The sequence below is a fragment of the Amycolatopsis speibonae genome, assembly GCF_042647925.1.
GTDB classification, from domain to species: Bacteria; Actinomycetota; Actinomycetes; order Mycobacteriales; family Pseudonocardiaceae; genus Amycolatopsis; species Amycolatopsis speibonae.
In genome coordinates this window covers 699,094-724,837 of the sequence record NZ_JBHRWK010000014.1, presented here as the reverse complement: position 1 = coordinate 724,837, position 25,744 = coordinate 699,094, and the positions used below count along the sequence as shown (strand labels likewise).

Below are 25,744 nucleotides of genomic sequence, written 5' to 3'. Positions count from 1 at the left end.
CGACGTCACCCGGTCGGACGACGGCCATCCGGCCGTCACGGGATCCCCGGGGACCGCGCCATCATCGAACCGCACTCCTCAGCCGGTCACCGGAAGGACGGTCCCCATGTCCACCAACCCCTACGCCGTGCCGCCGCACGAGCAGCCTTCGGCGCCGGAGCCTTACCTCCAGCCTAGGCAAAGCAGCCGCGCCGTGCCTCGCGTGATCAGCGCGCTCGGCGGGGTCCTGCTCACGCCGGTCGCGCTCGGCCTGGTGATCTACGGCGGCTCGCGGTTGCAGCGGACGTACGCGCAGGCCTACACCGTCGGCGAAGACCCGCTGGGCCTGATCCTGCTGATCGTCGGCGGCCTTTTCCTGCTCGGCGTCGCGCTCCTCGGCGCGCTGTCCGGACTCGGGCCGGTGCTCGGCGGTCTGATCTGGGGAGTGGTGCCGGGACTGACCACCCTGCTGGGCGGGCAGAGCGTCATGAGCACCATGTACGACGTCGGCGGCCGCGAACTCGGCGTCGGCCTGGTGACCTGGCTGGTGATGGGTGCCCTGTTCGGAAGCGGTTTCCTGCTGGTCGGGGCCGGCCTGGTCGGGACCATCACCCGGCGCCGCCCAAATCGCGCTTAGCCCGCTAAACGCGATCCGGGGAGATCGAAGTGAACCGAAGGGGCTTCGCGTCCGTAGTCCGGTTCAGGGAGGTGGCCCGCCCATGTCATCACACCGGTACGTCGCGGAGTACGACGACGAGGACTACCAGGAATACGGCGAGTACGAGCAACAGCAGCCCAAAGACCCTCGAAGGCCGTACGAGGACGTCGAGTCGTACGAACCGTACGAGCCCTTCGACGACGACGTGGGCTCCGAAGACCCCCGCGCGGGCCGAGGCGTGCGTCGCGTCCTCAGCGGCGCCGGCGGCCTGATCCTGACGCCGGTCGCCCTCGGCCTGCTGGCTTGGGGCGGCCTGCGGCAGCAGATGCTCGTCCAGGCGACGCTGAGCACCCAGCGTGACGTCTTCAGCATCGGCCTGCTCGTGGGCGGCGGGATCCTGCTGCTGGCGGTCGGGCTGCTCGGCGCGCTCTCGGCGACCGGCCCGATCCTCGGCGGCCTCGTCTGGGGCCTCGCACCCGGCGTGGCCGCCGCCGCGGTCCCCGAATGGGGCTTCCGGCTCATGAAGTACCTGCCGCAGAACGACGTCACCTACGGCGTCACGAGCTGGTTGTTCATCGGCGGACTGCTCGGGACGGGCTTCCTCCTGATCGGCGCGGGCCTCGCGTCGAGACTCGCCCGGCGGCGCCGCTGAGCGGGCTGGGACCATCGGCGCATGGGATTGTTCACCGTTCCTGAAGCCCGCGCCGAGCTCGCCCGGCTACGCCCCGTGCTCGACGAGCTCGTCCGGCTGCGCGCCGACGCGGCCGAACTCGCCGCGTCCCTGCGCCCGGGCGGCCGGGAGACCGCGCTCGGCGGGCTGCCGGAGTGGAAGGCCGCGCAGGCCAGGCTGGACGATCTGATGACCACCGTCCAGCGGACCGGCGCGGAGCTGAAGGGGTTCGCCCCGCTCCTGATCGACTTCCCCGCCGAACTCGACGGCGTCGACGTCCTGCTGTGCTGGCTCGAGGGCGACCCGGAGCTGTGCTGGTATCACCGCCTCGACCTGGGTTTCGCCGGCCGCCGCCGTCTCCCGGACAGGGTCGCCGCAGTGACCGTCGTGGCCGACCTGTTCGACGGCATCGCCGCGCACTACGACGAAGACACCTTTCACGGCCTCGTCGCCGAAGCGCTTGTCGACGGCCTCGGCCGCACTGCTCCCGAAATCGTTCTCGACGTCGCGACCGGGACCGGCGTGGCCGCGTTCGCCGCGCTGCGCCTGGAGCCGGGCGAAGTGCTCGCGATCGACATCTCGCCGGGCATGATCGCCAAGGCCGAGGCGAAGGCGGCGACGCGCGATCCCGGCAAGGTCATCACCTGGCAGGTCGCTTCGGCGGTCCCGTCGCCGGTGGAAGACGACGGCGCGGACGCCGTGCTCTGCGCGTCCTCGCTGCACTTCCTCGGTACGGCCGCGCTCCGCGACTGGCTGCGGGCGCTGCGCCCGGGCGGCCGGGTGGGCTTCAGCCTGCCGCTGGCATCGGCGTTCCGGCCGTCGGAGGCGTTCGCCGCGATCGTCCCCACCGACCTGAAGCTGCCGGAAACCGAGGACGACGCGGCGGAACTGGCCTCCGAAGCGGGCTTCACCGAGGTGACCGTGAAGCGCCTCGACGTCGAGTCCGAGGACAGGGTCCGGTCGGTGTTCGTGGTGCACGCGACCAAACCCTGAGGCCTACAGCGGCGCGAAGAACGGCACGCACTTCGACGCGGGCGCGCCTTCCGGGTCGAGCGCCTTGAGGATCAGGCCCGTCACGTTCGGGTCGATAGCCTGGCTCAGGTGCCCGGAGACGTCCGCGCCGCACTTGTCCTGCAGCACGATGTCGGTCGCGCCCGGCTCGTTCAGCACCCCGCTCGTGTAAGGCGTGACCACTCGATCGTGGCGGCTCACGATGCTCGTGTACGTCGGCCCAGGAACGCTCACGCCGCCGCGGGCGAGGTCGTCGAGGAAGTCCGAAGGCGCGAGGTACTCGCGGCACGCCCCGCACACGCCGTCGGCGAGCAGGTCGAGGCCGGGCAGCGAAAGCACGGCCTTGGCCAGCCCGGAAAGGCCGTTGAGCGACGTGCCCTTGAAGTTCGAGCCGAAGCCGACGAAATGCTTCACCTTCTCCGCGCCGCCCTCGAACTTGAGGTAGTACGCGGGCATCGTCGTGCCCTCGGAGTGCCCGACGATGTCGACCTTGCCCGCACCGGTGCTCGACCGCACCCGGTCCACGAACGCGCCGAATTCGACGGCGCTCTTCCGCATCGAGGCCATCCCGCCGACCAACTGTCCACCCAGGACGGTGCCGCCGTAGGTCAGCGAATAGACGCAATAGCCGGCGTTCTTGAGCTTCGGCGCGTGGTAGAACCAGTTCGTCGTCGCGTTGCCGCCGAGGCCGTGCACCAGCACGACGGGCTCGGGGTGGTTCGCGCTCGGCTTGCACGACCAGTCGTTCCAGCCGCTCGACGGCGCCGCGCTCGCCGCCGCCGGGACGGCGATCGTGAACGTCAAGGCCGCGACTAGCGTGGTGAGGATCTTCCTGGTCTTCGTGGCACCGCCGTTGGTGACCCGAGCCCGCATCCCTGCCTCCGGTTACTCGTCAGTATGTGACTTGAGTCATCATGCGTCACAAACGGGCGACCGTAACCGGGAGAAGAACCAGACTTGCTCACGCCCCTTTGTGACTGATCACAAAGGCAGCAAGATCCGTCGCTCGATCGGACTGGACATCACGATCGAGGTCGTCGTCGACCCCAGTGTAGAGAGGTCTTCGAGCAGATCCTCCAGGTGCGTGGTGTCGCGGACGGCGATCTTGAGGATCCAGCAATCCTCCCCCACCACGTGGTGCAGTTCGAGGATTTCGGGGCGGTCCATGATCTTCCGCGTCCGGGGGTGCCGGACGGTGAACCCGCCGTGCGGCGCCATCCGCACGAACGCCTGCAGCCCGAGGCCGATCCCGGACGGCGAGACGAGCGCCGCGTAACCGGTGATCGTGCCGTCCGCTTCGAGCCGTTTGACGCGTTCGCCGACGGCGGCGGGACTCAGCGAAACGCGGCGCCCGAGTTCGCTCAGGGTCATCCGGCCTTCCTCCTGAAGGAGTTCGAGGAGTCGCCTGTCGATCACGTCCAGTGAGCTTTCAGTGAAAGTGCGATTTGACCGAGGTTCTTTCAGTGATTCCGCCGATTCGCCCATGTTTTCCCCTTCAAGCACCCGGATCGCCACTGTAACACTGGTCAGCATGAAGAAAGTGCTCGTTCTGGGCGGAAGCCGGTACTTCGGTCGCGGGGCGGTCGAGCGGCTGCGTGACGCCGGACTGGACGTCACGGTGCTCAACCGCGGGTCCGCACCGGCGCCGTCCGGCGTCATCCACCTGATCGCCGACCGCGACGACGAAGCCGGTTTGAAGGCCGCGCTGGGTTCCCGCTCCTTCGACGTCGTGCTCGACCAGGTCTGCTACACCCCGCTCCAAGCGGGCATCGCGCGCCGGGTGATCCGTGCGGACCGGTACGTGATGACGTCCACGATCGAGGTCTACGACCAGATCCGGACGGATGCCCCGATGGCCGAATCGCTGGTCTCGCGGTCTCCCGTCGATGCCGGACTTCCTTGGCACGATGAGAATTTCCTCGAAGCGCACTACGGCGAGGGCAAGCGTCAGGCGGAGACGGTCTTCGCGGACGGAGACGCTTCGTTCGCTTCGGTGCGGGTCGCCCATGTCCTCGGCGGCGACGATTTCACCGGCCGGCTGCGCCATTACGTCGAACGGCTGGACGCGGGCGACGCCGTCGAGATCCACGCCGAACCGCGTCCGTCGACGTTCATCCACGCTCGCGAGATCGCGGATTTCCTGGCCTGGGCCACGCAGGCGGACTTCACGGGCCCGGTCAACGCCGGTTCGCACGGCGAGCTGTCCGCGCTGGATCTCACCGCCGCCATCTCCGCCGAGCCCCGGTTCGAGGTCGTCGAGCGGGACACCTCGCCGTTCTCTTTCGACCGGTACGCCGTCATGGACACCTCGCGGGCGACAGGTCTCGGCTTTTCCTTCTCCAGCACCACCGATTGGCTCGGCGAAGCCATCGAAGACGTCAGAAAGGCTTGAGCGAAGTGCGCTACCGCAGCATCGGAGACGTCGAAGTGAGCGCGATCGGCCTGGGCGCGATGCCGTTGTCGATCGAAGGCCGCCCGGACCGTGACCGTGCGATCGCCACGGTCCACGCTGCCCTCGACGCCGGGGTCACGCTGATCGACACGGCCGATTCCTACCACTGGCACGCGGGCGAAACCGGCCACAACGAGGTGCTGATCGCCGAGGCGCTGGCCGGCTACGGCGGCGACTCGGACGCGGTGCTCGTCGCGACCAAGGGCGGTCGAGGCAGGCCTGGTGACGGTTCGTGGACCGTCACCGGGACACCCGCGCACCTCAAGAACGCCTGCGAAGGCTCGCTGAAAAGGCTCGGCGTCGACGCGATCGGGCTCTACCAGCTGCACAAGCCCGACGAGAACGTGCCGTGGGCGGAGTCCGTCGGCGCGATCAAGGAGCTGGCCGACGAAGGCAAGATCCGGCTCGCCGGAGTGTCCAATGTGTCCAGTGCGCAGCTCCTCGAAGCGCGCGAGATCCTGGGCGAAAAGCTGGTCTCCGTACAGAACGAACACTCGCCTGCGCATCTGGCGCACGAGCCGGAACTGGCACTGTGCACGGAGCTCGGGCTCGCCTATCTGCCGTGGGGGCCGCTCCGCGGGATCGGCGGGGAATTCCTCGCCGTGGCCGAAGAACACGGCGTCAGCCCGCAGCGGGTATGCCTGGCTTGGCTGCTCGCGAAGTCGCCGTCCCTGATCGCGATCCCCGGTTCGACGAGGCCCGCGACGATCCGCGATTCGGTGGCCGCCGCCGATCTCGTGCTCACCGCCGAGGAGCTGGCTCGCCTGCCGTGATCAGGCGCTCGCCACCAGCGTCACGCCGAGGCCGATCATCATCGCGGCGACCAGGCCGTCCAGCACCCGCCAGGACGACGGCTTGCGGAAGAACCCGCTGAGCAGCCTCGCGCCGAAGCCGAGCGCGAGGAACCAGAGCACGCTGGCGGACACCGCTCCGACGCCGAACGCCCATCGGCCGCTGCCGTGCCCAGCCGCGATCGCGCCGAGCAGGAGCAGCGTGTCGAGGTAGACGTGGGGGTTCAGCCAGGTGATCGCCAGCGTGGTCAGCACGATGCGGCGCAGCGATCCGCCGATCTCCGGGCCACTGGTTTCCAGTGAAGACGGCTTGAACGCGCGACGGGCCGCGAGAGCGCCGTAGCACAGCAGGAACGCGCCGCCGACCAGCGCGACGATGGTCAGCGCTTCGGGCGAGGTCCCCACCAGCGCGCCGACCCCGCCGACGCCGAGGCTGACCAGGATGACGTCCGAGACGATGCAGATCAGGACCACCACGAGCACCGCTTCGCGGCGGATGCCCTGACGCAGCACGAACGCGTTCTGCGCGCCGATCGCGACGATGAGGGCCATGGTGGCGCCGAACCCGGCGACCGCGCTGAGCAGAACGTTTCCCATACGAAGGACACTAGGAAGCGGATAGTCAACAGTACAGCTAAAGATTCTTACGTAACATTAGCGTTCGTGACGAAAGAATTGCCGCTGGACCTCGTCCGCACGCTACTGGCGGTCGCCGACGAGGGCACGTTCGACGCGGCGGCCTCGGCCCTGCACGTGACACCGTCGGCGATCAGCCAACGCGTGAAAGCGCTCGAACAACGCACCGGCCGGGTGCTGCTGATCCGCACGAAGCCGGTGCGCCTGACCGAATCCGGGCAGGCGGTCGTGCGCTTCGGCCGTCAGCTGGCCCTGCTGGAGGCCGACACCCGGGCCGAACTCGGCCTGACCGCCGACGACGAACCGGTCCGCCTGCCGATCGCGGTGAACGCCGATTCGCTGGCGACGTGGTTCCTGCCCGCCCTCAAGCGGGTGCCGCCCGAGCACAAGATCTGCTTCGAACTGCACCGCGAGGATCAGGACCACACCACGACCCTGCTGCGGGAAGGCCAGGTGATGGCGGCCGTGACGTCGTCCCCGGATCCGGTCGCGGGGTGTTCGGTGCACCGGCTCGGGCAGATGCGCTACCTGGCCGTGGCGAGCCCGGCGCTCGGCACGGACCTCGACCTCGCCGAAGCCCCCGTCGTCGTCTTCGGCCGCCGTGACGACCTTCAGGACCGCTTCGCCCGCGAGCGAGGCACGATCGCGAGCTCGCTGCGGCACTACGTCCCCTCCTCCGAAGGGTTCTTCGACGCCGTCGCCGGCGGGATGGGCTGGGGCATGGTGCCGCTCGCGCAGATCGGCGACCGCCTGCGCGACGGCACGTTCGCCTGCCTCGACCTGGACCACCCGATCGACGTACCGCTGTTCTGGCAGCAGTGGAAACTCGACTCCCCCGCGCTGGCCGCGGTGTCGGCCGCCGTCACCACCGCGGCCGCGGACCTGCTCGTCGACCCACACGGATGAGGACGCGCGCGGCGGCCCGGTCGTGAGATCCTGGGCGCTACGGCCAAGTTGACCTGATCCCAGATGCGCCGACTGCGTACGCCCGAGGCCCACCGCGCTCGATAGCGCGATAAATAGCAGCTTGACTGGCATGAAAACGCTCGATCATGTCAGCAACCACAAGGCGTTGATTATCCAAATAGAATAGGACTCCCCCATATAACTCAAGAGGTTCCCGTTCAGCATGCCGACCCTTTATCCTGCCATCTTTGCATAACGGCGACCATCCTCGATCCAAACCATAGGACAACCAGACCTCGTCTTCGACATCCTGGGCGTCGTGCGGAAAATGCGCCGCCGCACGGTGGACAATCCAACCCAGTTCAGTAAGTCCCTCGGCAACTCTACGCCCCAAGCCACGATCCAGGAAGAACTCAGGCTGCACGAGCGACCCGACAAATCGCCTCGACCTGCTCCCGCGTGAGACCGTACTCATATGCGACATCTTCAAGTGGCTCACCCGCGAGCCAAAGATCAACAATGGCATCCACGGGAACCTTGTTTGAGCTCACAACTGGAACACCCCAGCCAAACCTGGGATCTATGACCACCGGAGCAACGTCCGGATACTGCCTCAGTCGCAGACTGCCCGCGAACCCGTCTTTCATGTCCCAGTCAATATAGTGAAGATAGTCGTCGATAACCTCGCGAAAAGGTCGCTGGCCATCACCAACACGAGCGAGATCACCATCAGCGTAGTGCACGAAAATATCAACACCATCGGTAGTGATCTTCTTTGTGGCAAGCGCGTACGGAGTATCGAAGGATCGACGAACCTCAGTCGCTGCTTCCCGAATCTTACGCTTCGTCAGGCCGAGATCCCGGAGGGCGCGCAAGACATATGCTTCCACAACAGCAACGAAAGGCACTGAGGGCCAGCCTCGTCTCTCGGGCGAGATTCTATGAACCAGGGGGACGCCGTCCGCTTCTTCCCCGAGCCAGTAGTACATGGTCGACTCAGGGATACCCAGATGACGCGCGACCTCTTTGGGGGTCAGCAGCGGTTCATTGAACTTGTCAACCACGTTCCCTCCCCTGCTCCTTCCCATGATCGCACTGGCTCGTGCGCACAGCTTATCCTGGGCTACAACTAGGGGCGATGCACGAACGGTGTTCACTGCGGCCGCGGACCTGCTCGTCGACCCACACGGATGAGGACGCGCGCGGCGGCCCGGTCGTGAGATCCTGGGCGCATGACGCGCGCATTGCACCTGGTCGGGGACGAGGAAGCGGACCGGTTGCTGACCGAGGACCCGTTCGCCCTGCTCGTCGGGATGCTTCTCGACCAGCAGTTCCCGATGGAACACGCGTTCCGCGGCCCGCAGAAGATCGCGGACCGGATGGACGGTTTCGACATCGGGAAGATCCACGCGATGGACACCGAGACCTTCGTCGAGCTTTGCGTGGTCCCACCCGCGATCCACCGCTACGGCGGCTCGATGGCCCGGCGGGTGAAGGACCTCGCCCAGCACGTCGTCGAGGTCTACGACGGTGACGCGGCCGGGATCTGGACCGCCGGGCGCCCCAAACCGGACGGCCCCGAAGTCCTCAAGCGACTCAAGGCGCTGCCCGGTTTCGGCGACCAGAAGGCCGCGATCTTCCTCGCGCTGCTCGGCAAGCAGCTCGGCGTGCACCCCAAGGGCTGGCGCGCGGCCACCGGCTCCTACGGCGACCGCGGCTCCCGGCGTTCGATCGCCGACGTCGTCGACACGAAGACCCTCGGCGAGGTGCGGGCGTTCAAGAAGGCGGCGAAGTAGCTACCCCTTCGCCGCTCCCGGCCACGGTCCCGGCGTCTCGGCGGGCAGTTCGACCTGCTCGACCTCGGTGCGGAACAGCCGGAAGCCGCGGGCCTGGTAGTTCTTCAGCGCGGCCGGGCCGTCCGTGGTGCAGGTGTGGACCGTGACGCGGCGCGCCGGCGTCTTGCCCGGCCAGCGCGCCGCGAGTGCCCACGCCTCCCGCAGCGCGACGGTCAGCAGGTGCCCGCCGACACCCTTGCCGACGAAGGACGACATCAGGCCGAAGTACGCGAGCTCCACTTCGCCCTCAACGGTGCCGTCGAGTTCGAAGTAGCCGCACGGCGTCCCCTGCGCGTACGCGACCCAGGTCTCGACGCCCGGCCTGTCCAGCCACTCGATCCACTGAGACCACGTCCAGCCGAGCCTGTCGATCCAGAACCAGTCGCCGCCGACGGCGCTGTAGAGGTAGCGGTTCAGCTCCGGGCTGACCAGCTCGGCGCGGGTGACCGTCACCGGGACGGCGGGCGGCTTCGCCGTGCTCAGGTCGTCCGGCGAGGTCTGTTCGAGGTGCCAGGTCGTGATCTCCATGCGGCGATCATTTCAGCCACACCCGCAGCGGTCCCAGTGCCGTGTAGCCGTTCTGCCGGGCCGCTTCGAGATCCTCGCCACGTTCGTAGCCGGTGATCGGCAAGCCGGGGAAGCTCGCCACGCCACGCGTCGTCGATGCCGCCGTGAGTGTACAAATTGGACAGTCCGGCGAAGTGTCGATCCCGTGCGCGCGGCACACCGTATGACACCAGCGGGCGTTGACCCGCGCGGCGTCCGCTACCTCCGCGCGAACCACAGCACGTCCGGTTCGCCTTGCGGAACCGGGATCTTCAGCTCCCGCACCTCGCCGAACCGCGCTCGCAGCCGCTTCGCGAACGACGGCACCGACTCGGCGCTCCACACGCCGAGCACACCACCGGGCCGCAGTCGCTCGGCGAGCATGTCGAGCCCGTCCTCCTGGTACAGCTTCGCGTTGCCGTCGGTGACCGTCCACTCAGGACCGTTGTCGATGTCGAGGCACAGCGCGTCGAAACGCTCGTCCGTCCGGCGCAGCCATTTCACCAGATCGGCCTCGACGACGGTGACCCGTTCGTCGGAAAGGGCGTCGTCGTGGACGTCCTTGAGCGGGCCCTCACGGTTCCAGCCGATCACGGCGGGTTCGCGCTCGACGACCACGATCTCGCCGACGCCGGGGTGGTCCAGCGCGGCACGCAGCGAGTAGCCGACACCGAGACCGCCGATCAGCATCCGCGCCTTGCCGGGCACCAGGTCGGCCGCCACCGAGACGAGCAGTCGTTCGGATTCACCGTTCCGGGTGTCCATCAGGAAGACACCGTTGGCGATGACCTCGAAGTCGTCCCCCGCCCGGCGGAGTACCAATTCGCCGCTCTTCCCGGCCACTGTGTCGAGTACGTCGGTCATCCGGGCAGCCTATCGGCGACGGTCACAGCAAGCCCGCCAATTTGTACAACACGAGACTGCCCGCGACGGCGACGTTGAGACTCGCGCCGCTGCCCACCATCGGGATTTCGACGACGGCGTCGAGAAGATCCAGCGCTTCCGGCGGAATGCCTTGCTGCTCATGGCCGAGTACGGCGATCGTCCGGCCCCGCGCGGGCGGGAGATCGGCCAGGCGCACGGATTCTTCGGCGAGTTCGACACCGACGATCGCCGTGCCCGCCGCCCGTTCCCGCGTCAGCCAGCCCGGCGGATCGTGGACCCAGTGCACACAAGCCGGGCGCCGCAACGTGTTCCCGCGGCGCAACGCCTCCGGCACCCACGGAAACCTCGGCACGGCAAGGCAGGCACCCACCGCGTCGCAGGTTCGCAAAAGGGTACCGAGATTCGCGCCGTGCAGCGGCCACAGCGGTGCCGCCACGAGATGTCCCCAGCAGGGGTGGGTTTTCCTTCTTCTGGCCGCACGCAGTTCCGAGGGCGTGCGGACCCGGATCGACGGGCTCACCGGCGGTGAGGCGTCGCGCCTCCAAGGATTTCGAGGATCATGACGACACTGTAGCGGGATCACCTCCGACGCTCCTAACCTTGAAGCGTCGGAGGTGGTTCTCATGCAGGCGACCGTCGGAGACGAGATCCACGTGCACGGACGCACGGTGGGCTCGGCCGGGCAGCGCGGCGAAATCCTCGAGGTACGCGGAGAACACGGTGGTCCGCCGTATCTCGTCCGGTTCGCGGACGGGCACGAAGGGCTGGTCTTCCCCGGACCGGACTGCGAGGTCCAGACCCGCGCCGAATAGCCGTCACTCGGCGGGGACGGGCCGCGCCACGCGGGTCCGCCAGCCCGCCACGACCACGGCCGCGCCGAGCGCGGTCAGCACCGCCGCGATCTCGGGCAGCAGCAGTGGGCCACCGCCGCTGAGCACCGCTCCCCCGACCAGGCCGGAGAGCCCGACGCCGAGATAGATCGCGGAAGCGTTGAGCGAGAGGACGAGCCCGGCGTTCTGCTTGGACAGCTCGATCAGCCGGTGCTGGATCGGCGGGTTGACCGACCAGGTCGCCAGGCCCCAGAGGAACAGGATGACGGCCGCGCCCGCGACGGTGGTCGCCACCAGCGGCAGCAGCGCGAGCACCACGGTGATCCCGCCGAACACGACCAGCAGTGGTCCCTTGGCGCCCCAGCGGTCGGCCGCGCGGCCGCCGAAGACGTTGCCGAGCGCGCCGCCCGCGCCGTAGACGAACAGCAGGATGCTGACCGTCGTGCCGTGGACGCCGGCGGTGGCGGACAGGACCGGCGAGATGAAGGTGTAGACGGAGAAGGCTGCGAGGCAGCCGAGCACGGTCGCGCCGAGCATGGCGAGCACACGCGGATCCTTGGCGACGGTGAACCGTTCGGCCAGCCGGACCGGTGGCGGCGCCGGGACGGCGGGCAAGACCAGCCGGACCGCGAAGGCGCCGAGGAGCGAGAAGACGGCGACGAGCGCGAAGACAGCCTGGTAGCCGACACTCTGCGAAAGGACGCTGCCGAGCGGGACACCGAGGATCGTCGCGACGGTCAGCCCGCCGAAGACGAGCGCGACCGCGCGGCCCCGGCGTTCCGGGGAGGTGAGTTCGGCGGCGACGGCGCTCGCGGCCGGGGTGAAGACCGCCGCGCCGATCGCGGTGACGATCCGCGCGAGGAGCAGGGTCACGTAGCCGGGCGCGAGGGCGGCGAGGGCGTTGCCGATGGCGGTGACGACGAGGGCCGCGACGAGGAGCGTGCGCCGCTCCCAGCGGCCCGTGACCGCGGCGAACAGCGGTGAGCCGACGGCGTACGCGATGGCGAAGGCGGTGACCAGCTGGGCGGCGGCTGTCTCGGAGACCGCGAGCTCGCCGGTCAGCGCGGGCAGCAGCCCGGCGACGACGTACCCGCTGGTGCCGACCGCGAAGGTGCCGAGCGCGAGCACCGCGGTCCTGGGTGGTGCGAAAGTCATGACTCCCCAGCTCCAGACCCCTTTTGCGGCAACTCCACGACCGCGGCCGGATCGCGTTTAGCCCGCTGAACGCGATCCCGGCCCCCAGTCGCCCAGGTACCGCCGGATCGCGATTAGGGGGCTAAACGCAGGTCGGGCCCAGGTCTCCCTGGAGCCGCCCGGATCGCGATTAGCCCGCTAAACGCAGGTCGGTGCGGCAGGCGACAGGAGCGCGATTAGCCCGCGAAAGTCGACGCGGGGTCGTTGTTCGATGGTTGTCGTAGTTCGATGAAGACCGTACTACGAACTCGCGAAAAGTTCGAGGGTCGTCGTACTATGGACTGATGGCCGCGACGACCCAGCAGTACGTCTACCCCGATCAGGACGAGATCCGGATCGAGGCGGTCCTCGCCGCGCTCGCGGACCCGGTGCGGCTCGACATGGTCCGCCAGCTGGCCGAGTCCGGCACCGAGATCTCGTGCAGCGGTTTCGACGTCGCCGTGACCAAGTCCACACTCACCCATCACCTGCGCACACTGCGCGAGGCGGGCATCATCATGGGCCGCCAGCAGGGCACGGCGCGCTACAACTCCTTGCGCCGCAACGATCTCGACGACCTCTTCCCCGGCCTGCTCCAAGGCGTGCTCGCCGCCCGCCGCTGAGGGTGGGCAGCCTCACCCGAAACCGGGATGACAAAGGCACCCTTGATCCGTTGAACTGGATGCCGGACAGCTCGTCGACGTCGAGGCCGCACGCGCTGTCCTCTTTTGTGTCCGAGACCTAAATCGATTCAGCTCCCCTTCCGCGACGATGGGCGAGTAATCGTTTACCCGGCATCACCACCCCCGGAAGGAGAGCCGTGCCCGTCGCGCTGCTCGCGCTCGCCATCGGTGCCTTCGGCATCGGGACCACCGAATTCGTCATGATGGGCGTGCTGCCCGAAGCCGCCGCCGACTTCGGCGTGTCGATCCCGTCCGCCGGCTACCTGATCTCCGGGTACGCCCTCGGCGTCGTGGTCGGCGCACCGCTGCTCACCGCCGCCGCCGTCCGACTGCCGCGCAAGACCATGCTGCTGGCGATGATGGGGCTGTTCACGCTCGGCAACGTCCTCTTCGCACTCTCGCCGAACCAGGAGTTCGGCATCGCCTTCCGATTCCTCGCCGGCCTGCCGCACGGCGCGTTCTTCGGCGCCGGCGCGGTCGTCGCGTCCAGCCTGGCCAAGCCGGGCGAACGCGCGAAGGCCGTCTCGATGATGTTCATGGGACTGACCCTGGCCAACGTCGTCGGCGTGCCGCTGGGGACGCTGCTCGGCCAGAAGGTCGGCTGGCGCGCGACCTTCGGCGTCGTCGCCGTGATCGGCCTGGTCGCCATGGCCGCGATCGCGAAACTGGTCCCCCACCAGGGCAAACCGGTCGAGCCGTCGCTGCGCGGCGAACTCGGCGCGTTCCGCCGCCCGCAGGTGTGGCTCGCGCTCGCGATCGTCACCTTCGGCCTCGGCGGCGTCTTCGCCTGCCTGTCCTACATCGCGCCGATGCTGACCGACGTCACCGGCTACTCGCCGTCGAACGTCACCCTGCTGCTCTCCCTGGCCGGGATCGGCATGACGATCGGCAACTACCTCGGCGGCAGGCTCGCCGACAAGGCGCTGATGCCGAGCCTCTACGTCTCGCTGTTCGGGCTGGCCACGGTGCTGGCGATCTTCACCTTCACCGCGAACGGCAAGGTCGGCGCGGCGGTGACGATCTTCTTCGTCGGCCTCGCCGGGTTCATGATCGGCCCGATGATGCAGGCCCGGATCATGGAGAAGGCGGGCGGGACGCCGTCGCTGGTCTCCGCCGCCGTGCAGTCGGCGTTCAACATCGCGAACTCCATCGGCGCCTACCTGGGCGGCCTGGTGATCGCGGGCGGCCTCGGCCTGGTCGCGCCCAACTGGGTGGGTGCGTCGCTGGCCGTGCTGGGGCTCTCGCTGGCCGTGGTGTCCGGCGGCCTGGACCGCCGCGAGGCGCGCCTCGCCCCCGCCATGGCCTCCTGACCGCGTTCAGGACAGCGGGCCGCCGGTGATCGTGAAGGCGATGAACAGGATCAAGACGGACAGCGCGCCGTAGGTCAGGACGTCGACGGGTTTACCCCGGATCGCCAGCAGCCCGGCCTTGGCGTCGGACAGGACCGCCCGGAGCAGGCCCGCGAGCAGCAGCGCCCCGCCGATCAGCACGGCCCCCTGCCGCCAGTGGTACTGGCCGATCCGCAGGGCGGCGACGGCCACCACCAGCATCACCAGCAGGAACGGCAGGTGATGGAGCAGTGCCCCACGGTCACGCCGCTGTCCGGCCACCGCCATCAGTCCTCGTCCTTCAGGGTCTCGCGGGCAAGTCGGTTCACTTCTTCAGTATCCCGGGTGAGTGACCCGGCACCAGGTCAGGGCGTCTTCCGCATTGTCAAGAGCGGCAAAACCCACATGCGGGGTGCACACAGGCGCGGATACGGTCAAAATGTGACCGTGGCACAACCGACGACTCAGTTGAACGCGACCGAGCAGGACACCCTGGTCAAACAGATCGGCCTCGCCCTGCTGCGGGCCGCGCCGCGCGATTGGCGGAAGGTGACCGCCGAGTACCGAGCCGTCGGCAGGTACCACGAGATGACCGGCGAGATCATCACCGAGGACGGCACCGCGCACGAATGGGTCGCGACCCATGACATCGCGACGCTGTTCGGCAGGCTCCGTGCCGGGATGTATCGCGACGGCCGCGGCACCTGGTTCAACGCGCGCTACCAGCTCGACCATCCGTCCAGCTACAACCTCGAGTACAACCGCGACGAGCCCCAGTGGCGCCTCGCGCCGCCTCCGCAGGCGCTCTCCGACGAACTGCGCATGTTCCCCCGCTCCGAGGAGAACGTGCCCGAATGGCTGATCCGGCGCATGTCCGGCCTCGGCCCCGAGCAGCCCGGCCCGCATTTCCGCATCGCCCGCATCTTCGACACCATCGGCCCGGCCGGGCGTCCGGTGATCAACCGGCCCGACCTGGAGATCGACGAGCAGGACAGGCTGCTCGAGTATCTCGACCACGCGCCGCTGGTGGTCCCCGAACGCGGCTACGACATCGACAGGCTCGCGCAGACCCCCGAGGCCACCGTCCCGGTCGCCTTCCACAGCGACGGGCAGTGGATCTGGCCCGCCGCCGTGAACTTCTACCTGCGCGAGTACGGCGTCTCGCCGGAGCTCGATCTGATCGACCACGTCCGGCAGAACGACTTCGCGCTGCCCGAGGTCGACTCCCCGACGCTGCAGGCCGCGGCGGGGTACCTCACCCGGGGGAATCAGCCCCCGCAGCAGCGCCCCAACGGCCCGAGCGGACCGGGGAGCCCCAATGGCGGGCCCGTCGGCCCACCTCCGCAGGGCCCTCCGCCGAACGGATCGGCACAGAACGGGCCGGCACAGAACGGCCCGGTGCCGCCGCCGCAGGCCGCCGTCAACCAGGGCGCTCCCGGGCAGCCCGGACCCCACGGTCCCGCGGGTCCCGGCCCGAACCAGGCCGCTCAGCCGCCCGTCCCGCCGCCGCACCAGCAGGGCCCGGACCCGGCCGTGGTGGCCGCCGCGGCCGCCGCACCGGTCGCCGCGGCGGCGGCCGTACCCGCCGCCGAGCCGGGCGTCCCGGATCAGGCCGAACAGGCCCAGCGGTACGAAGAGGACTACGACACCCAGGACTACCAGGCGCAGGACTTCCACGAAGCCGCCGCCGAGCAGCAGTACGAAGACGGCTACAAAGACCCGTACGCGCACGACGAGGCGCAGTTCCACGAGTCCGAGCAGGACGCCTACGCCGACGAAGACCGGCAGGACGAGACGACGCAGCGCGCCGAGCCCGAACCGGAGCCACGGGTCGCCGACCCGGAGGCCACCACGTACGCGCGGGCTCCGCAGCTCGACGCCTACGAGCGGCCCCACGAGGACGGGCAGGACACGTACCCCCGGCAGGAAGAGAACCAGCCGTACACGGCCCCTGAGGACGAGACGACCGCCGGCTACACGCCGGTCGAGCAGGCCGACGCCGGTCCTGAGCTGCCGCTGCTCACGCACGACTCGGAGGTGCTGAAGGCGCCGCCGCCCTCGGACTCCGAGGTCACGCAGGTCGACACCCCGCCGCAGGAGCGGGGGACCTTTGCTACCGCCCCCGTGCCCCACCCGGAGCCCGAACCGCGCCGCGAGGAGGCCCCGCGCCGCGCCGAGCACCCCGTGCCGGTGCTGAACGAGCTGCAGTCGAAGTTCGACGACCTCGACGTGCCCGGCGACGTCTACCGCATCGGCGGCCCCGCCGAGCACGGCTGGAGCGTCGAGCAGGTCGACGGCGGTGGCTGGCGGGTCGGCTGGTACGACGGGAAGCTGACCAACCCGGCGGTGTTCGGCGACGCCGAGGACGCGGCCGCGTTCATGCTCGGCAAGGTCCTGCTGAACCCGAACGGCGCGCCGCCGGTGGACGAGCAGCCCGAGGACGAGCCGCCTTTCGACGAGCAGCCCGCTGTCGAAGAGCGGCCCGTCGAGGCACCGGTTCCGGCTCGGCCCGTGCTGGCGACGCTGTCCCCCGAGATCGCGACGGGTTCGCATCCGATTCCGCCGCAGGAAGCGATCCCGGCCCAGGAGCAGACGGCGTTCACCACGGCCGAAGAGCTGCTCGGGGACGACTTGGACGACGAGCCTGCCCCCGTGCCGGTCCCGCCCGCGCCCCCGGTGCGGCCGAATCCGGTGCTGGCGAGCCCGCCGCCCGCTCCGCCCCGGCGCGAACCGCCGGTGACTCCGCCGCCGCCGCGGCGCGAGGAACCCGCCCGACCGCCGGTCGCGGCGAGCGCGGGAGCCCCGGACGCCAAGCAGAACTGGCCGATCTCGCCGCTCAACGGCGAGCCGCCGCTGACGCTGTTCCGCGGCAAGGAACTGCGCGAGCTGCCCGCGGGCAGCGAACTGGACCGCTTCGGTGGCCCGAACGGCAACCTGACCTACGCGGCCGGGACACCGTTCGAGGAGCGCTCGCTCGTGCCGGAGTGGGTGAACCGGCCGTACCACGTGTACCGCGTGCAGCGGCCTCTCGAAGCTCTCGCCGGTGTCGCGATCCCGTGGTTCAACCAGCCCGGTGGCGGGTCGGCGTACCTGCTGCCGGCGTCCATCGAGGAACTGCTCGCCGAGGGTGACCTCATCGAACTGGACCCGGGCGAACCGCCGATCGACTAGCTCCGCGGAAGCGCTATGAAAGGTCCTTTCCTTGCAAATTTGGCAAGGAAAGGACCTTTCATAGCGTCCGGAGGGGGTCAGTGGATGACGAGGCCGTGCGCGGCTGCGTAGGCGATCGCGGTCTCGGTGTCCACGTGGACACCCGAGAGGTTCGCCTGCACCAGGCCGTTGGCGTCGATCCGCGCACCGCGCAGGTCGGCGCCCTCGAGTTTCGCGCCCGCCAGCCGGGCCCCGGTGAGGTCGGCGCCGCGCAGGTCGGCGCCGGCGAGGTCCGCCTCGGTCAGGTTGGCCTCACGCAGCCGCAACCCGGAAAGATCTACTTTGGACAGTCGATTGCGGCTCAATGAGACCAGCGACAGGTCACATTCGGTGAACGCGATCTTCTGGAACCTGCAGTCCACAAAGGACGATCCGAGCATCGAGCAGGAGCTCCACCGGGTGCCGGCGAGCACACTGCGGTCGAAGGTGCACGAGCGGAACGCCGACGCCTCGTGGCGTGAGCCCTCGAAGTCGGTCTTGGTGAAGTCGCACTGGTCGAAGGTGCAGCCCTGGGTGCGCAGCCCACGCAGGTCGGCCTCGGTGAAGTCACAGCCGACGAAACTGCGTTTTTCCCACCATTGCTGGGAAAGGACGGCTTCTCGATAGTCTTCGGCGGTCTCGATCACCCGTCCAGGATCGCATACCCGCTCAAGCCCAGGTGATCCCGTCGAACAACGCGCGCAGCTTCGCGGCTCGCGCCTGCGAAGACGTGGCGATCCAGCCGATGCGGCCGAGCAGATGGGCGCGGAAGTCCGGATGCGCGGTCCGGTTCTGTGCCTCCGGGCCGGTTCGAACACAGTTGTGGAGCTGGGCGCGCAGTGCGTCGTAGTCGGCGCGCGTCGCGGCCGGGGCGCTGTTGACCACCAGTCCCGCGACCCGTTGCCGCTGGTGTGCGGCGGCGATCGACGTCTTGTCGTCGCGCAGCCGGAAGCCCTCGTCGGTCACGATCCGCCGGACGCCGGGCAGCAACCGGTGCAGCGGCAGGGAATCGCCGGAGAACGCCAGATCGTCGGCGTACCGCGTGTAGGCCGCGCCCAGTGCGCGCGCGAGGCCGTCGAGCCGCCGGTCCAGATGGTGCGAGACCGCGTTCGCGACCGCGGGCGAGGAAGGCGCGCCCTGCGGCAGATGCGTGGCCGCCAGGTTGCGCAGCAGCCGCACGCGCGCCGGATCCCGCCGTCCCCCGGGCGCGGTGGCGAGAACATCGGGCGGAACGGCGGTGGTGAGCACACCCGCCAGCGCCTCCGCCACGGCGGGCGGATAGCCGGCGAGCGCGAGCAACGCCGAGATCCGGCGCGCGGACACGGCCGGGAAGAACCCTTCGAGGTCCATCCTGACCACGGTCTCCCGCCCGGCGTGCGGCGCGGCGCAGGACAGCGGCGAACGTCCGCGCCGGAACCCGTGCGCGGCCTCGTGCACCGGCAGCGCCTCGACGACGTGCCGCAGGATCCGGCGCTGCAGTTCGGCGATCCGCGGCTTCGGCCGTTCGATGAGCCGAACCCCACCCGAAGCCGTCGGGATCCAGCGGTAGCTGTAGTGCCGGACCGGCTCGGCCGCGCGCCGGTTCCAGCCTTTCGCGTCGGCGAACCACGAGAGTTCGCCGGGCGTCAGGTCGAGCGCGGCGGCGCACTCGTCGAAGGTCACCCAGCGGGCGACCTGCCATCGCCAGACCGGCATGGGCTCGATGAGCGACGCGGAGGTGACTCTTTCTCCTGTCATCCGCGCGGACACGCACGCGAAGCGTGCCGCTCTCGCGCGGGACGCCTTGTCTCGCTGACTTCGTTCTCCCCGGGGTTGCCCCGGAGTGGGTGGTGATCCACCGGCTCACCTCCGCGTCGCGATCACCACCTTACCGATTTCAGCGGCTCGGGATGATCTCCGCGCCGGAGACGTACCTCATCGCCTCGATGAACTTCGGATCGTTCATCCGGCGCTCCATCTCCGGGAAGTCGAGATCGACCAGCCGGGTCTGGATCCACCACAGGTTGCCGAACGGGTCGCGGACCCGGCCGACGCGGTCGCCGAAGAAGAGTTCGGTCTGCCTGGTGACCTCTTCGGCGCCCGCCTCGACTGCCCGGCGCTGCGTCTCCACGCTGTCCTCGACGTAGAGCCGCAGATACGCCGGGGTTTCGACCCAGTCGTCCTGCGCGTCGAACAGCATGACGACCGAATCACCGATCCGGACCTCGGCGTGCCCGATCTTCCCGCCCCCCACGTACACCGGTTCGCCCATCGGCACGGCGTCGAAGACGCGCTTGAGGAAGTCGATCACGCCCGCGGTGTCACGCGAGATGATCCACGGGGTGACCGAGTGGTAGCCGTCGGGGATCGGGTTGCTCATCGGAGTTCTCCTCAAGTCGTGCTGGTGCGATGAGAAGAACACTGGAACCCGTATAGGACAGATCGTGTCCTAATGCGATTTCAGCAGGAAAGACGGCTTGGACTCCTGCCACTCCGGCATGTCCAGCGAGTTGAGCACCTCGACGATCCGCTTCTCCTCGTATCGGAAATGCGTCTCCATGATCGCGGTGAGACCATCCAGTTCCCGTTGGACGTCAAGGATCTCGTCCTGACTCGACCCGGGGCCGACACCGGCGACCAGCTCTTCGAGCCGTTCGATGATCCCGGTCATCACGCCGTGGTCATGCGCGAGCTCTTCGAGCGACGGCCGCAATTCGGGGAATTTGTCCGCCAGCACAAGGAAAGCGCCGCCGTCCTCGCCGGTGTGATGCCTGGTCAGCGCCGAGCAGAAGGTGAGGCAATGCGCCCGGAGATCGCGCAGCCGCTCGGCACGCCCCTCCGCGACCGACCCGAGGTCGTCGTGCAGCATGGCCAGCTCTTTACGCAGCCAGTTGTGAACCTGAACGAGTTGATTTCCGAACGCCGTCAGCCGGCCGTTCGATGAAGAAGGGGTTTCCATGATTTCCCATGGTCCGACGCCTCCGCGCCCACGACGGTCTCTTTGCCGGGTGCACTGCGACGTTGATCGAACTACAGCACAGGCCACGGGTGATCGTCAAGGACGTTCAGTGGAAGTCACGGGACTTGGCGGTGATCCGCAGCGGCAGATGCCGGATCTGTTCGGCGAGGACGTTCACCACCTCGCCGGTGCGCTCGACCACGCCGCGGACCAGCAGCGCTGGGCTGCCGCGGGCGACCCGGTGGTAGCGCTGCCACACCCCCATCGTGCAGATGATGTTGATCATCCCCGTCTCGTCTTCGAGGTTCATGAAGGTGACCCCGCCCGCGGTCGCGGGCCGCTGGCGATGGGTCACCGCGCCGCCTGTCAGCACCTGGGCGCCATGGGGAACCCCTCGCAGGCCCTCGGCCGTGACGACACCGAGTTCGTCGAGTCGCTCCCGGATGAACTGGGTCGGGAAGCTGTCCGGCGACACCCCGGTGGCCCAGACGTCCGCGGCCGCGATGTCGATTTCGTCCATCCCCGGCAGCATCGGCGCCTTGGCCCCGGTGGTGAGCCCCGGCAGTTTCTCCGGGCTTTCATCGGCGACCGCCCCCGCCGCCCAGAGCGCGCTTCGCCTGCTCTCGCCGAAACAGCCGAACGCGCCGGCCGCGGCTAGTGCCTCGACCTGCGGTTTGGTCAGCCGCACGCGCCGGGCGACCTCGGACAGGTCCGCGAACGGGCCACCACGTTCCCGCTCCTCGACGATCTCCTTCGCCAGGTTCTCGCCGATCATCCGCACGGTGGACAGGCCGCCACGCACCGCGAGCAGCTCTTCCCCTTCCGGCAAGGGTTCCAGCGTCGCGTGCGGGAGGCTCGCGTTGATGTCGGGGCCGAGCACCCGCACCCCGTGCCGCCGCGCGTCGGCGACCAGCGACTGCGGCGAATAGAACCCCATCGGCTGGGCACGCAGCAAACCCGCCAGGAACGCGTCCGGGTGGTAGTACTTGAAGTACGCGCTCGCGAACACCAGCAGGGCGAAACTCAGCGCGTGACTCTCCGGGAAACCGAAATTCGCGAAAGCCTTGAGCTTGCCGAAGATCTTCTCCGCGAGCTCACCTTCGATGTCGTTCTTCGCGGCGCCTTCGAGGAAGCGCCGTTTGAGCCGTTCCATCTTCTGCTCGGAACGTTTGGCCCCCATGGCGTGCCGAAGCTGATCCGCCTCCGCCGGAGTGAAATCGGCGACGTCGAGGGCGATCTGCATCATCTGTTCCTGGAACAACGGGACGCCGAGAGTCTTCTTCAGCGCGTTCTCCAGTTTCGGATGGTCGAAATCCCATTTCTCCTGCTCGTTCTTGCGCCGGATGTAGGGATGCACCGAACCACCTTGGATCGGGCCGGGCCGGATGAGCGCGACCTCGACCGCCAGATCGTAGAACTTCTTGGGGCGCAAGCGAGGCAGGGTGGCCAGCTGCGCGCGGCTCTCCACCTGGAAGACACCGATCGCGTCGGCCCGGCAGAGCATTCCATAGACGTTCTGGTCCTTGAGATCCAATTCGGAGATGTCGACCTCCTCCCCTTTGTGGTCGCGGACAAGATCGATCATATAGTGCAGGGCCGACAACATCCCGAGTCCGAGCAGATCGAATTTGACCAATCCCGCGGCCGCACAGTCGTCCTTCTCCCACTGCACGACGCTGCGGTTCTCCATCCGGGCCCATTCGATCGGCACGACCTCGCTCACCGGCTGCTCGCAGATCACCATCCCGCCGGAATGGATGCCGAGGTGCCGGGGGAAGTCTTCGAGCGCGCAAGCGAGTTCCACGACCTCTTCCGGAATGTCGTGATCGTGGTCTTTTTCCGTGGCCCGCAACGCTCCCCAGCGGTCGATCTGCTTGCTCCACGCGTCCTGCTGGCCGGGCGAGTACCCCAGCCCCCGCGCCGCGTCCCGGACCGCGGACCGGGCCCGGTAGGTGATCACGTTCGCGACCTGCGCGGTGTTCAGCCGCCCGTATTTCCCGTAGACGTACTGGATCGCCTCCTCGCGGCGGTCGGATTCGATGTCGAGGTCGATGTCCGGGTAGCCGTCGCGATCCGGGGCGAGGAACCGTTCGAAGAGCAGGCCGTAGCGCACCGCGTCGACCTTGGTGATGCCGAGCGCGTAGCAGACCGCCGAATTCGCGGCCGAACCCCGGCCTTGGCAAAGGATGTCGTTCTTCCGGCAGAACCGCACGATGTCCCAGACGATCAGGAAGTAGCCGGGGAAGCCCAGTTCTTCGATGATCCGCAGTTCGTGGTCGATCAGCTTCCGGGCCTTCTCGCGGTAGTCGTCGTCCTTGTTCTTCTCGTGCTCCTTCGCGCCTTTCTTGGTGAGGTAACGCAAGTAGGACGCTTCGTCGTGCCCCTCCGGCACCTCGAACGGCGGCAACTTCGGTTCGATGTGGTGTAGTTCGAACGCGCACTCCCGGCCGAGCAGCGCCGCCCGCTGCACCGCGCCCGGGTACCGCTTGAAGATCTCGGCCATCTCCTCCCCCGACCGCAGGAACGCCGTCCCCGCGGCGGGCAGCCAGCCCTCCATGTCCTCCAGGCCGCGCCGGGCGCGGATGGCGCTGAGCGCGTCGGCGAGCGGGGCCCGTTCCGGCCGGGCGTAGTGCGCGGCCGTGGTCGCCACCGTCGGGAGCCCGAACTCCAGGGCCATCTCGCTCAGCAGGTCGTTGTGCGTGCTGTCCAGGGGAAGACTGTGGTCGATGAGTTCGACGTAGACGTTTTCCCGGCCGAAGCAGTCGATGAGTTCCTTCAGTCTTTCGACGGCCGCGGCGGGACCATCGGTGACCAGTGCCTTGCGCACCGCGCCCTTGCGGCAGCCGGTGAGCACGACACACTTCCCGTCGACCTCTTCGGCGACCGCGCGCAGGTCGTAGACCGGCCTGCCCTTCTCCGCCCTTTCCTGGGGAGACAACGAATCCCTGTCGAAGCCGTACAGCTGCCCGGCGGTGATCGCGCGGTTCAGGCTCAGGTAGCCGTCCTTCTGCTTGGCCAGCAAAAGGAGGTGCTCGCCCTCGGGATCGGCGAACCCGTTCTGCGGCCCGGACAGGCCGAAACTGAGCTCCGTGCCGAAGACGGTGTGCACGCCCAGTTCCCTCGCCGCTTCGGCGAAGCGCACCACGCCGTACATGCCGTCGTGGTCGGTGAGCGCGATCGCGTCCAGGCCCAGCCGCGCGGCCTCCTCCACCAGTTCCTCGGGATGGCTCGCCCCGTCAAGGAAGCTGAAGTTCGAATGGCAGTGCAGTTCGGCGTACGGCATCCGGCGCGCGGTGGCTCCGTCGTCTTCGCCGATCTGCCCCGTCAGGTCCGGGGGCCGCTGGTAGCCCTCCCGCTTGGCGCTCCACGCGGGGCTGTCACCGCCGTCGCCGGGCTGGACCTCGCCCGCGAGCTCACGGGCGAGGTCCTTCCACGGCCGCGGAGGGTTGTTCCAGCCCATCGGTCACCGGTTCTCGGTCGAGCGTCTCGGCGCGGGGACGAACACTTCGGCTCGCGGGACGCACGCCGCCCAAGCCGTGTCCAACTCCGCGCGCTGCACCGGGATGGCCGGTTCCTCCAGCCAGCGCCGCACCAGCCGCGTGTACTCCTCGTCCATGTTCAGTCGTACTTCCCTTCCAGTGTCCACATCGGATTCTTGTGGTGCTCGAAGCGGAGCAGCACCGCCTCCTCGACGTCTTGCCCGCCGGCCAGCAGCACCTGCACCCGGATCCGGGTCCCCGACCGCGCGTGACCGGCCCCGGCCCGGACGCCGACCAGCCACGGCCCGGCCCAGGCGAGGACCTCGCGCGGCTCACCGCCCTCGAAGCTCACGAGGAACGGCGCGGCGGTGACCCGGCGCCGCGCGGTGATCTCCACGACGTGCCCGTTCTCGTCCAGCACCTGTGCGGGCACCGGCCGGGTGAACACCGTCGCCGGGGAGGGTGACGGGAGCCTCCCGGCCCAGTTCGCGTCCGCCTGCGCCGACTTCTCCCGCCTGTCGCCCCACGGCACCAGCCGGACCCGCTCGCCGGGGCCGCGGCCGCCGTCGAGCACCGCGGTGAAGACGCTCTCCGGCCCGAGCAGCCCCTGCACCCGCACCAGGGCGCGGCCCGCGCGCTCACCGGCCAGACCTTCGTCCTCTGTGGACGGACGCAGCACGCCTGTCGCGCCCGCCTGCCACAACCCGAGCTGCAGCGACCGGCCTTCGACGGTCTCCTCCGGCTCCAGTCGCAGCCGGACGACGCCGGATCGGGGCCGCGCCGAGGTGTCCCGGACCTTCAGCCAGCCTTCGAACTGCCAGCGCACCCTGTCCGCGACACCGAGCGGGGTCAGCGGTTCGGCGCAGCGCCACACCCGGCCGAGTTGTTCACCGGTCTCGGTGGTGGCGTAGATACCGAGGCGAGTGCAGGCCAGCCCCTGCGCGGCGAGCCCCGCGTGGAAGCGTTCGCCGAGCCCCTTCGCCACGAACGCGGCGGCGTCGACCCTGTCGATCGGCGGGTCGAACGCCTTCGCGAGCGAGAGTTCCGGTGGCGGGCGGCGGCGCGACGGCGGACGTTCGGACCGCCCTCGTGCCAGCCGGTGCGCGAGCACACCCTCCATTCCGAAGCGCGCGGAGACGTCGCTTTCGTCGAGCGCCGCGAAGGCGCCCAGCGTGCGAAGACCGAGCTGCTTGAGCAAGGTGACCAGCTCGGTCCGGCCGGCTTCGGGCTGATCGAGTTCGCGGATGGGCAGCGGGGCCAGGAATTCCGCCGTCCCCTCGGCTTCGACCAGCGTCGAGCGACGGGCGGCGAGCGTCGCCGCGAACAAGCCGTCGGCGACGCCGACCTGGCATTCCACTCCCGCCGCCACGGAAACCTCGTCCACCAGCCTTTCGAGGAGACCGTGCTCACCGCCGAAGTACCCGGCCGCGCCCTCGACCGGGACGGCGACGATCCCCGGGCGCACCACCTCGACCCCGACGGCCAGCTCCTCCACCGCCCGCGCGACGGACTCGAAGAGCCGCGCGTCACGTCCGTCGTCCTCGCCGAAGACCGCCAGCTCCGGGCAGCAGGACTGGGCTTCGCGCCGCCGCATCCCGCGGCGGACGCCATATCCTCTGGCCACCGCGGTGCAGGCGACCACGCGGTTCGCCGAGAAGACCGCGGCAGGACGGCCGACGGGCTCACCCGCGACGGCCGCGGCGGCGACCGCGGGCCAGTCCGGGCACCACAGCACCAGCATGCGTACAGGCAGGT

The 25,744-nt window shown here is 69.0% G+C and carries 28 protein-coding genes; 11 read left to right on the top strand and 17 right to left on the bottom strand.

Annotation, left to right across the window (positions count from 1 at the left end; translation table 11 throughout):
* Positions 1-106: 106 nt before the first annotated feature.
* The 3 genes from ACFOSH_RS11610 (at position 107) to ACFOSH_RS11600 (ending at position 2,300) form a co-directional block, all read left to right on the top strand.
* Positions 107-616: a hypothetical protein gene (locus tag ACFOSH_RS11610; RefSeq protein ID WP_378238746.1), complete on the top strand. Its 510-nt coding sequence runs from the start codon at positions 107-109 to the stop codon at positions 614-616.
* An 82-nt stretch (positions 617-698) separates the two neighbouring features.
* A complete protein-coding gene (locus tag ACFOSH_RS11605) occupies positions 699-1,289 on the top strand; it encodes a hypothetical protein (protein WP_378238745.1) in 591 nt (196 codons plus the stop codon).
* 21 nt (positions 1,290-1,310) lie between these two features.
* The gene (locus ACFOSH_RS11600) at positions 1,311-2,300 is read left to right on the top strand and encodes a DUF2203 family protein (protein WP_378238743.1); all 990 of its coding nucleotides are present in this window, start codon (positions 1,311-1,313) and stop codon (positions 2,298-2,300) included.
* Between the two features lie 3 nt (positions 2,301-2,303).
* Here the strand turns inward: ACFOSH_RS11600 and ACFOSH_RS11595 are convergent, their stop codons facing one another.
* Both ACFOSH_RS11595 and ACFOSH_RS11590 read right to left on the bottom strand, forming a co-directional pair.
* Entirely contained in the window at positions 2,304-3,191 is an 888-nt protein-coding gene (locus ACFOSH_RS11595) for an esterase/lipase family protein (protein ID WP_378238742.1), read from the bottom strand.
* 108 nt (positions 3,192-3,299) lie between these two features.
* On the bottom strand, positions 3,300-3,803 hold the full coding sequence (locus ACFOSH_RS11590; RefSeq protein WP_378238740.1) for an Lrp/AsnC family transcriptional regulator: 504 nt from the start codon (positions 3,801-3,803) through the stop codon (positions 3,300-3,302).
* 46 nt (positions 3,804-3,849) lie between these two features.
* Here ACFOSH_RS11590 and ACFOSH_RS11585 point away from each other — a divergent pair, with 46 nt between their 5' ends.
* Positions 3,850-4,710 (top strand): NAD-dependent epimerase/dehydratase family protein, encoded by an 861-nt coding sequence (locus ACFOSH_RS11585; protein ID WP_378238739.1) that lies wholly within the window; start codon positions 3,850-3,852, stop codon positions 4,708-4,710.
* A gap of 5 nt (positions 4,711-4,715) precedes the next feature.
* Positions 4,716-5,543, top strand: a complete 828-nt coding sequence (locus tag ACFOSH_RS11580) for an aldo/keto reductase (protein WP_378238738.1) — start codon at positions 4,716-4,718, stop codon at positions 5,541-5,543.
* Here the strand turns inward: ACFOSH_RS11580 and ACFOSH_RS11575 are convergent, their stop codons facing one another.
* Positions 5,544-6,158 carry a LysE/ArgO family amino acid transporter gene (locus tag ACFOSH_RS11575; RefSeq protein ID WP_378238737.1) on the bottom strand — a complete coding sequence of 205 codons (615 nt, stop codon included), beginning with the start codon at positions 6,156-6,158 and terminating at the stop codon, positions 5,544-5,546.
* A gap of 66 nt (positions 6,159-6,224) precedes the next feature.
* Here ACFOSH_RS11575 and ACFOSH_RS11570 point away from each other — a divergent pair, with 66 nt between their 5' ends.
* Entirely contained in the window at positions 6,225-7,103 is an 879-nt protein-coding gene (locus ACFOSH_RS11570) for a LysR family transcriptional regulator ArgP (RefSeq protein ID WP_378238736.1), read from the top strand.
* A 37-nt stretch (positions 7,104-7,140) separates the two neighbouring features.
* Here the strand turns inward: ACFOSH_RS11570 and ACFOSH_RS11565 are convergent, their stop codons facing one another.
* Entirely contained in the window at positions 7,141-7,578 is a 438-nt protein-coding gene (locus ACFOSH_RS11565; RefSeq protein WP_378238735.1) for a PIN-like domain-containing protein, read from the bottom strand.
* Positions 7,517-8,167 (bottom strand): DUF433 domain-containing protein, encoded by a 651-nt coding sequence (locus ACFOSH_RS11560; protein WP_378238734.1) that lies wholly within the window; start codon positions 8,165-8,167, stop codon positions 7,517-7,519. Before ACFOSH_RS11560 ends, ACFOSH_RS11565 begins: the two co-directional genes overlap by 62 nt.
* A 168-nt stretch (positions 8,168-8,335) precedes the next feature.
* Between ACFOSH_RS11560 and ACFOSH_RS11555 the strand changes: the two genes are divergently transcribed.
* Positions 8,336-8,899, top strand: a complete 564-nt coding sequence (locus ACFOSH_RS11555; RefSeq protein WP_378238733.1) for an HhH-GPD-type base excision DNA repair protein — start codon at positions 8,336-8,338, stop codon at positions 8,897-8,899.
* On the opposite strand, the gene ACFOSH_RS11550 is transcribed toward ACFOSH_RS11555, so the two are convergent.
* The 3 genes from ACFOSH_RS11550 to ACFOSH_RS11540 form a co-directional block, all read right to left on the bottom strand.
* Entirely contained in the window at positions 8,900-9,466 is a 567-nt protein-coding gene (locus tag ACFOSH_RS11550; RefSeq protein ID WP_378238732.1) for a GNAT family N-acetyltransferase, read from the bottom strand.
* Between the two features lie 237 nt (positions 9,467-9,703).
* Positions 9,704-10,348, bottom strand: a complete 645-nt coding sequence (locus ACFOSH_RS11545) for a spermine/spermidine synthase domain-containing protein (RefSeq protein ID WP_378238731.1) — start codon at positions 10,346-10,348, stop codon at positions 9,704-9,706.
* A 22-nt stretch (positions 10,349-10,370) separates the two neighbouring features.
* Entirely contained in the window at positions 10,371-10,805 is a 435-nt protein-coding gene (locus ACFOSH_RS11540) for a TrmH family RNA methyltransferase (protein ID WP_378238730.1), read from the bottom strand.
* Positions 10,806-10,992: 187 nt separating this feature from the next.
* On the opposite strand from ACFOSH_RS11540, the gene ACFOSH_RS11535 reads away from it, so the two are divergent.
* A complete protein-coding gene (locus ACFOSH_RS11535) occupies positions 10,993-11,181 on the top strand; it encodes a DUF1918 domain-containing protein (RefSeq protein ID WP_093938839.1) in 189 nt (62 codons plus the stop codon).
* Between the two features lie 3 nt (positions 11,182-11,184).
* Here ACFOSH_RS11535 and ACFOSH_RS11530 read toward each other — a convergent pair whose 3' ends face one another.
* Complete coding sequence (locus ACFOSH_RS11530; protein WP_378238729.1) at positions 11,185-12,354, bottom strand: MFS transporter; 1,170 nt, start codon at positions 12,352-12,354, stop codon at positions 11,185-11,187.
* A gap of 323 nt (positions 12,355-12,677) precedes the next feature.
* Here ACFOSH_RS11530 and ACFOSH_RS11525 point away from each other — a divergent pair, with 323 nt between their 5' ends.
* Positions 12,678-12,995 (top strand): ArsR/SmtB family transcription factor, encoded by a 318-nt coding sequence (locus tag ACFOSH_RS11525; RefSeq protein WP_378238728.1) that lies wholly within the window; start codon positions 12,678-12,680, stop codon positions 12,993-12,995.
* A gap of 197 nt (positions 12,996-13,192) precedes the next feature.
* The gene (locus ACFOSH_RS11520; protein WP_378238727.1) at positions 13,193-14,365 is read left to right on the top strand and encodes an MFS transporter; all 1,173 of its coding nucleotides are present in this window, start codon (positions 13,193-13,195) and stop codon (positions 14,363-14,365) included.
* Positions 14,366-14,371: 6 nt separating this feature from the next.
* Here ACFOSH_RS11520 and ACFOSH_RS11515 read toward each other — a convergent pair whose 3' ends face one another.
* Complete coding sequence (locus ACFOSH_RS11515) at positions 14,372-14,671, bottom strand: DUF3017 domain-containing protein (protein WP_378238726.1); 300 nt, start codon at positions 14,669-14,671, stop codon at positions 14,372-14,374.
* Between the two features lie 117 nt (positions 14,672-14,788).
* Here ACFOSH_RS11515 and ACFOSH_RS11510 point away from each other — a divergent pair, with 117 nt between their 5' ends.
* Complete coding sequence (locus tag ACFOSH_RS11510; RefSeq protein ID WP_378238725.1) at positions 14,789-17,554, top strand: TNT domain-containing protein; 2,766 nt, start codon at positions 14,789-14,791, stop codon at positions 17,552-17,554.
* Between the two features lie 77 nt (positions 17,555-17,631).
* On the opposite strand, the gene ACFOSH_RS11505 is transcribed toward ACFOSH_RS11510, so the two are convergent.
* The 7 genes from ACFOSH_RS11505 to ACFOSH_RS11475 all read right to left on the bottom strand — a co-directional run bounded on the left by ACFOSH_RS11505 (position 17,632) and on the right by ACFOSH_RS11475 (position 25,730).
* On the bottom strand, positions 17,632-18,219 hold the full coding sequence (locus ACFOSH_RS11505; RefSeq protein WP_378238724.1) for a pentapeptide repeat-containing protein: 588 nt from the start codon (positions 18,217-18,219) through the stop codon (positions 17,632-17,634).
* 22 nt (positions 18,220-18,241) lie between these two features.
* A complete protein-coding gene (locus ACFOSH_RS11500; RefSeq protein WP_378238723.1) occupies positions 18,242-19,309 on the bottom strand; it encodes a reverse transcriptase family protein in 1,068 nt (355 codons plus the stop codon).
* A gap of 139 nt (positions 19,310-19,448) precedes the next feature.
* A complete protein-coding gene (locus ACFOSH_RS11495; RefSeq protein WP_378238722.1) occupies positions 19,449-19,931 on the bottom strand; it encodes a VOC family protein in 483 nt (160 codons plus the stop codon).
* Positions 19,932-20,000: 69 nt separating this feature from the next.
* A complete protein-coding gene (locus tag ACFOSH_RS11490) occupies positions 20,001-20,510 on the bottom strand; it encodes a hemerythrin domain-containing protein (RefSeq protein WP_378238721.1) in 510 nt (169 codons plus the stop codon).
* A 106-nt stretch (positions 20,511-20,616) separates the two neighbouring features.
* Positions 20,617-23,970: an error-prone DNA polymerase gene (locus ACFOSH_RS11485; RefSeq protein WP_378238719.1), complete on the bottom strand. Its 3,354-nt coding sequence runs from the start codon at positions 23,968-23,970 to the stop codon at positions 20,617-20,619.
* A gap of 3 nt (positions 23,971-23,973) precedes the next feature.
* Entirely contained in the window at positions 23,974-24,126 is a 153-nt protein-coding gene (locus ACFOSH_RS11480; protein ID WP_005161922.1) for a hypothetical protein, read from the bottom strand.
* Between the two features lie 2 nt (positions 24,127-24,128).
* Positions 24,129-25,730 carry a DNA polymerase Y family protein gene (locus tag ACFOSH_RS11475; protein WP_378238835.1) on the bottom strand — a complete coding sequence of 534 codons (1,602 nt, stop codon included), beginning with the start codon at positions 25,728-25,730 and terminating at the stop codon, positions 24,129-24,131.
* Between the last annotated feature and the right edge of the window lie 14 nt (positions 25,731-25,744).

Bases quoted from the DNA above. Each gene is read 5' to 3' on its own strand.
- ACFOSH_RS11605 (WP_378238745.1), top strand. From the start codon at position 699: ATGTCATCACACCGGTACGTCGCGGAGTACGACGACGAGGACTACCAG.
- ACFOSH_RS11555 (WP_378238733.1), top strand. From the start codon at position 8,336: ATGACGCGCGCATTGCACCTGGTCGGGGACGAGGAAGCGGACCGGTTG.
- ACFOSH_RS11610 (WP_378238746.1), top strand. From the start codon at position 107: ATGTCCACCAACCCCTACGCCGTGCCGCCGCACGAGCAGCCTTCGGCG.
- ACFOSH_RS11480 (WP_005161922.1), bottom strand. From the start codon at position 24,126: ATGGACGAGGAGTACACGCGGCTGGTGCGGCGCTGGCTGGAGGAACCG.
- ACFOSH_RS11530 (WP_378238729.1), bottom strand. From the start codon at position 12,354: ATGACTTTCGCACCACCCAGGACCGCGGTGCTCGCGCTCGGCACCTTC.
- ACFOSH_RS11485 (WP_378238719.1), bottom strand. From the start codon at position 23,970: ATGGGCTGGAACAACCCTCCGCGGCCGTGGAAGGACCTCGCCCGTGAG.
- ACFOSH_RS11585 (WP_378238739.1), top strand. From the start codon at position 3,850: ATGAAGAAAGTGCTCGTTCTGGGCGGAAGCCGGTACTTCGGTCGCGGG.
- ACFOSH_RS11475 (WP_378238835.1), bottom strand. From the start codon at position 25,730: ATGCTGGTGCTGTGGTGCCCGGACTGGCCCGCGGTCGCCGCCGCGGCC.
- ACFOSH_RS11515 (WP_378238726.1), bottom strand. From the start codon at position 14,671: ATGGCGGTGGCCGGACAGCGGCGTGACCGTGGGGCACTGCTCCATCAC.
- ACFOSH_RS11545 (WP_378238731.1), bottom strand. From the start codon at position 10,348: ATGACCGACGTACTCGACACAGTGGCCGGGAAGAGCGGCGAATTGGTA.
- ACFOSH_RS11500 (WP_378238723.1), bottom strand. From the start codon at position 19,309: ATGACAGGAGAAAGAGTCACCTCCGCGTCGCTCATCGAGCCCATGCCG.
- ACFOSH_RS11590 (WP_378238740.1), bottom strand. From the start codon at position 3,803: ATGGGCGAATCGGCGGAATCACTGAAAGAACCTCGGTCAAATCGCACT.
- ACFOSH_RS11595 (WP_378238742.1), bottom strand. From the start codon at position 3,191: ATGCGGGCTCGGGTCACCAACGGCGGTGCCACGAAGACCAGGAAGATC.
- ACFOSH_RS11600 (WP_378238743.1), top strand. From the start codon at position 1,311: ATGGGATTGTTCACCGTTCCTGAAGCCCGCGCCGAGCTCGCCCGGCTA.
- ACFOSH_RS11510 (WP_378238725.1), top strand. From the start codon at position 14,789: ATGCGGGGTGCACACAGGCGCGGATACGGTCAAAATGTGACCGTGGCA.
- ACFOSH_RS11575 (WP_378238737.1), bottom strand. From the start codon at position 6,158: ATGGGAAACGTTCTGCTCAGCGCGGTCGCCGGGTTCGGCGCCACCATG.
- ACFOSH_RS11565 (WP_378238735.1), bottom strand. From the start codon at position 7,578: ATGAGTACGGTCTCACGCGGGAGCAGGTCGAGGCGATTTGTCGGGTCG.
- ACFOSH_RS11535 (WP_093938839.1), top strand. From the start codon at position 10,993: ATGCAGGCGACCGTCGGAGACGAGATCCACGTGCACGGACGCACGGTG.
- ACFOSH_RS11495 (WP_378238722.1), bottom strand. From the start codon at position 19,931: ATGAGCAACCCGATCCCCGACGGCTACCACTCGGTCACCCCGTGGATC.
- ACFOSH_RS11525 (WP_378238728.1), top strand. From the start codon at position 12,678: ATGGCCGCGACGACCCAGCAGTACGTCTACCCCGATCAGGACGAGATC.
- ACFOSH_RS11490 (WP_378238721.1), bottom strand. From the start codon at position 20,510: ATGGAAACCCCTTCTTCATCGAACGGCCGGCTGACGGCGTTCGGAAAT.
- ACFOSH_RS11550 (WP_378238732.1), bottom strand. From the start codon at position 9,466: ATGGAGATCACGACCTGGCACCTCGAACAGACCTCGCCGGACGACCTG.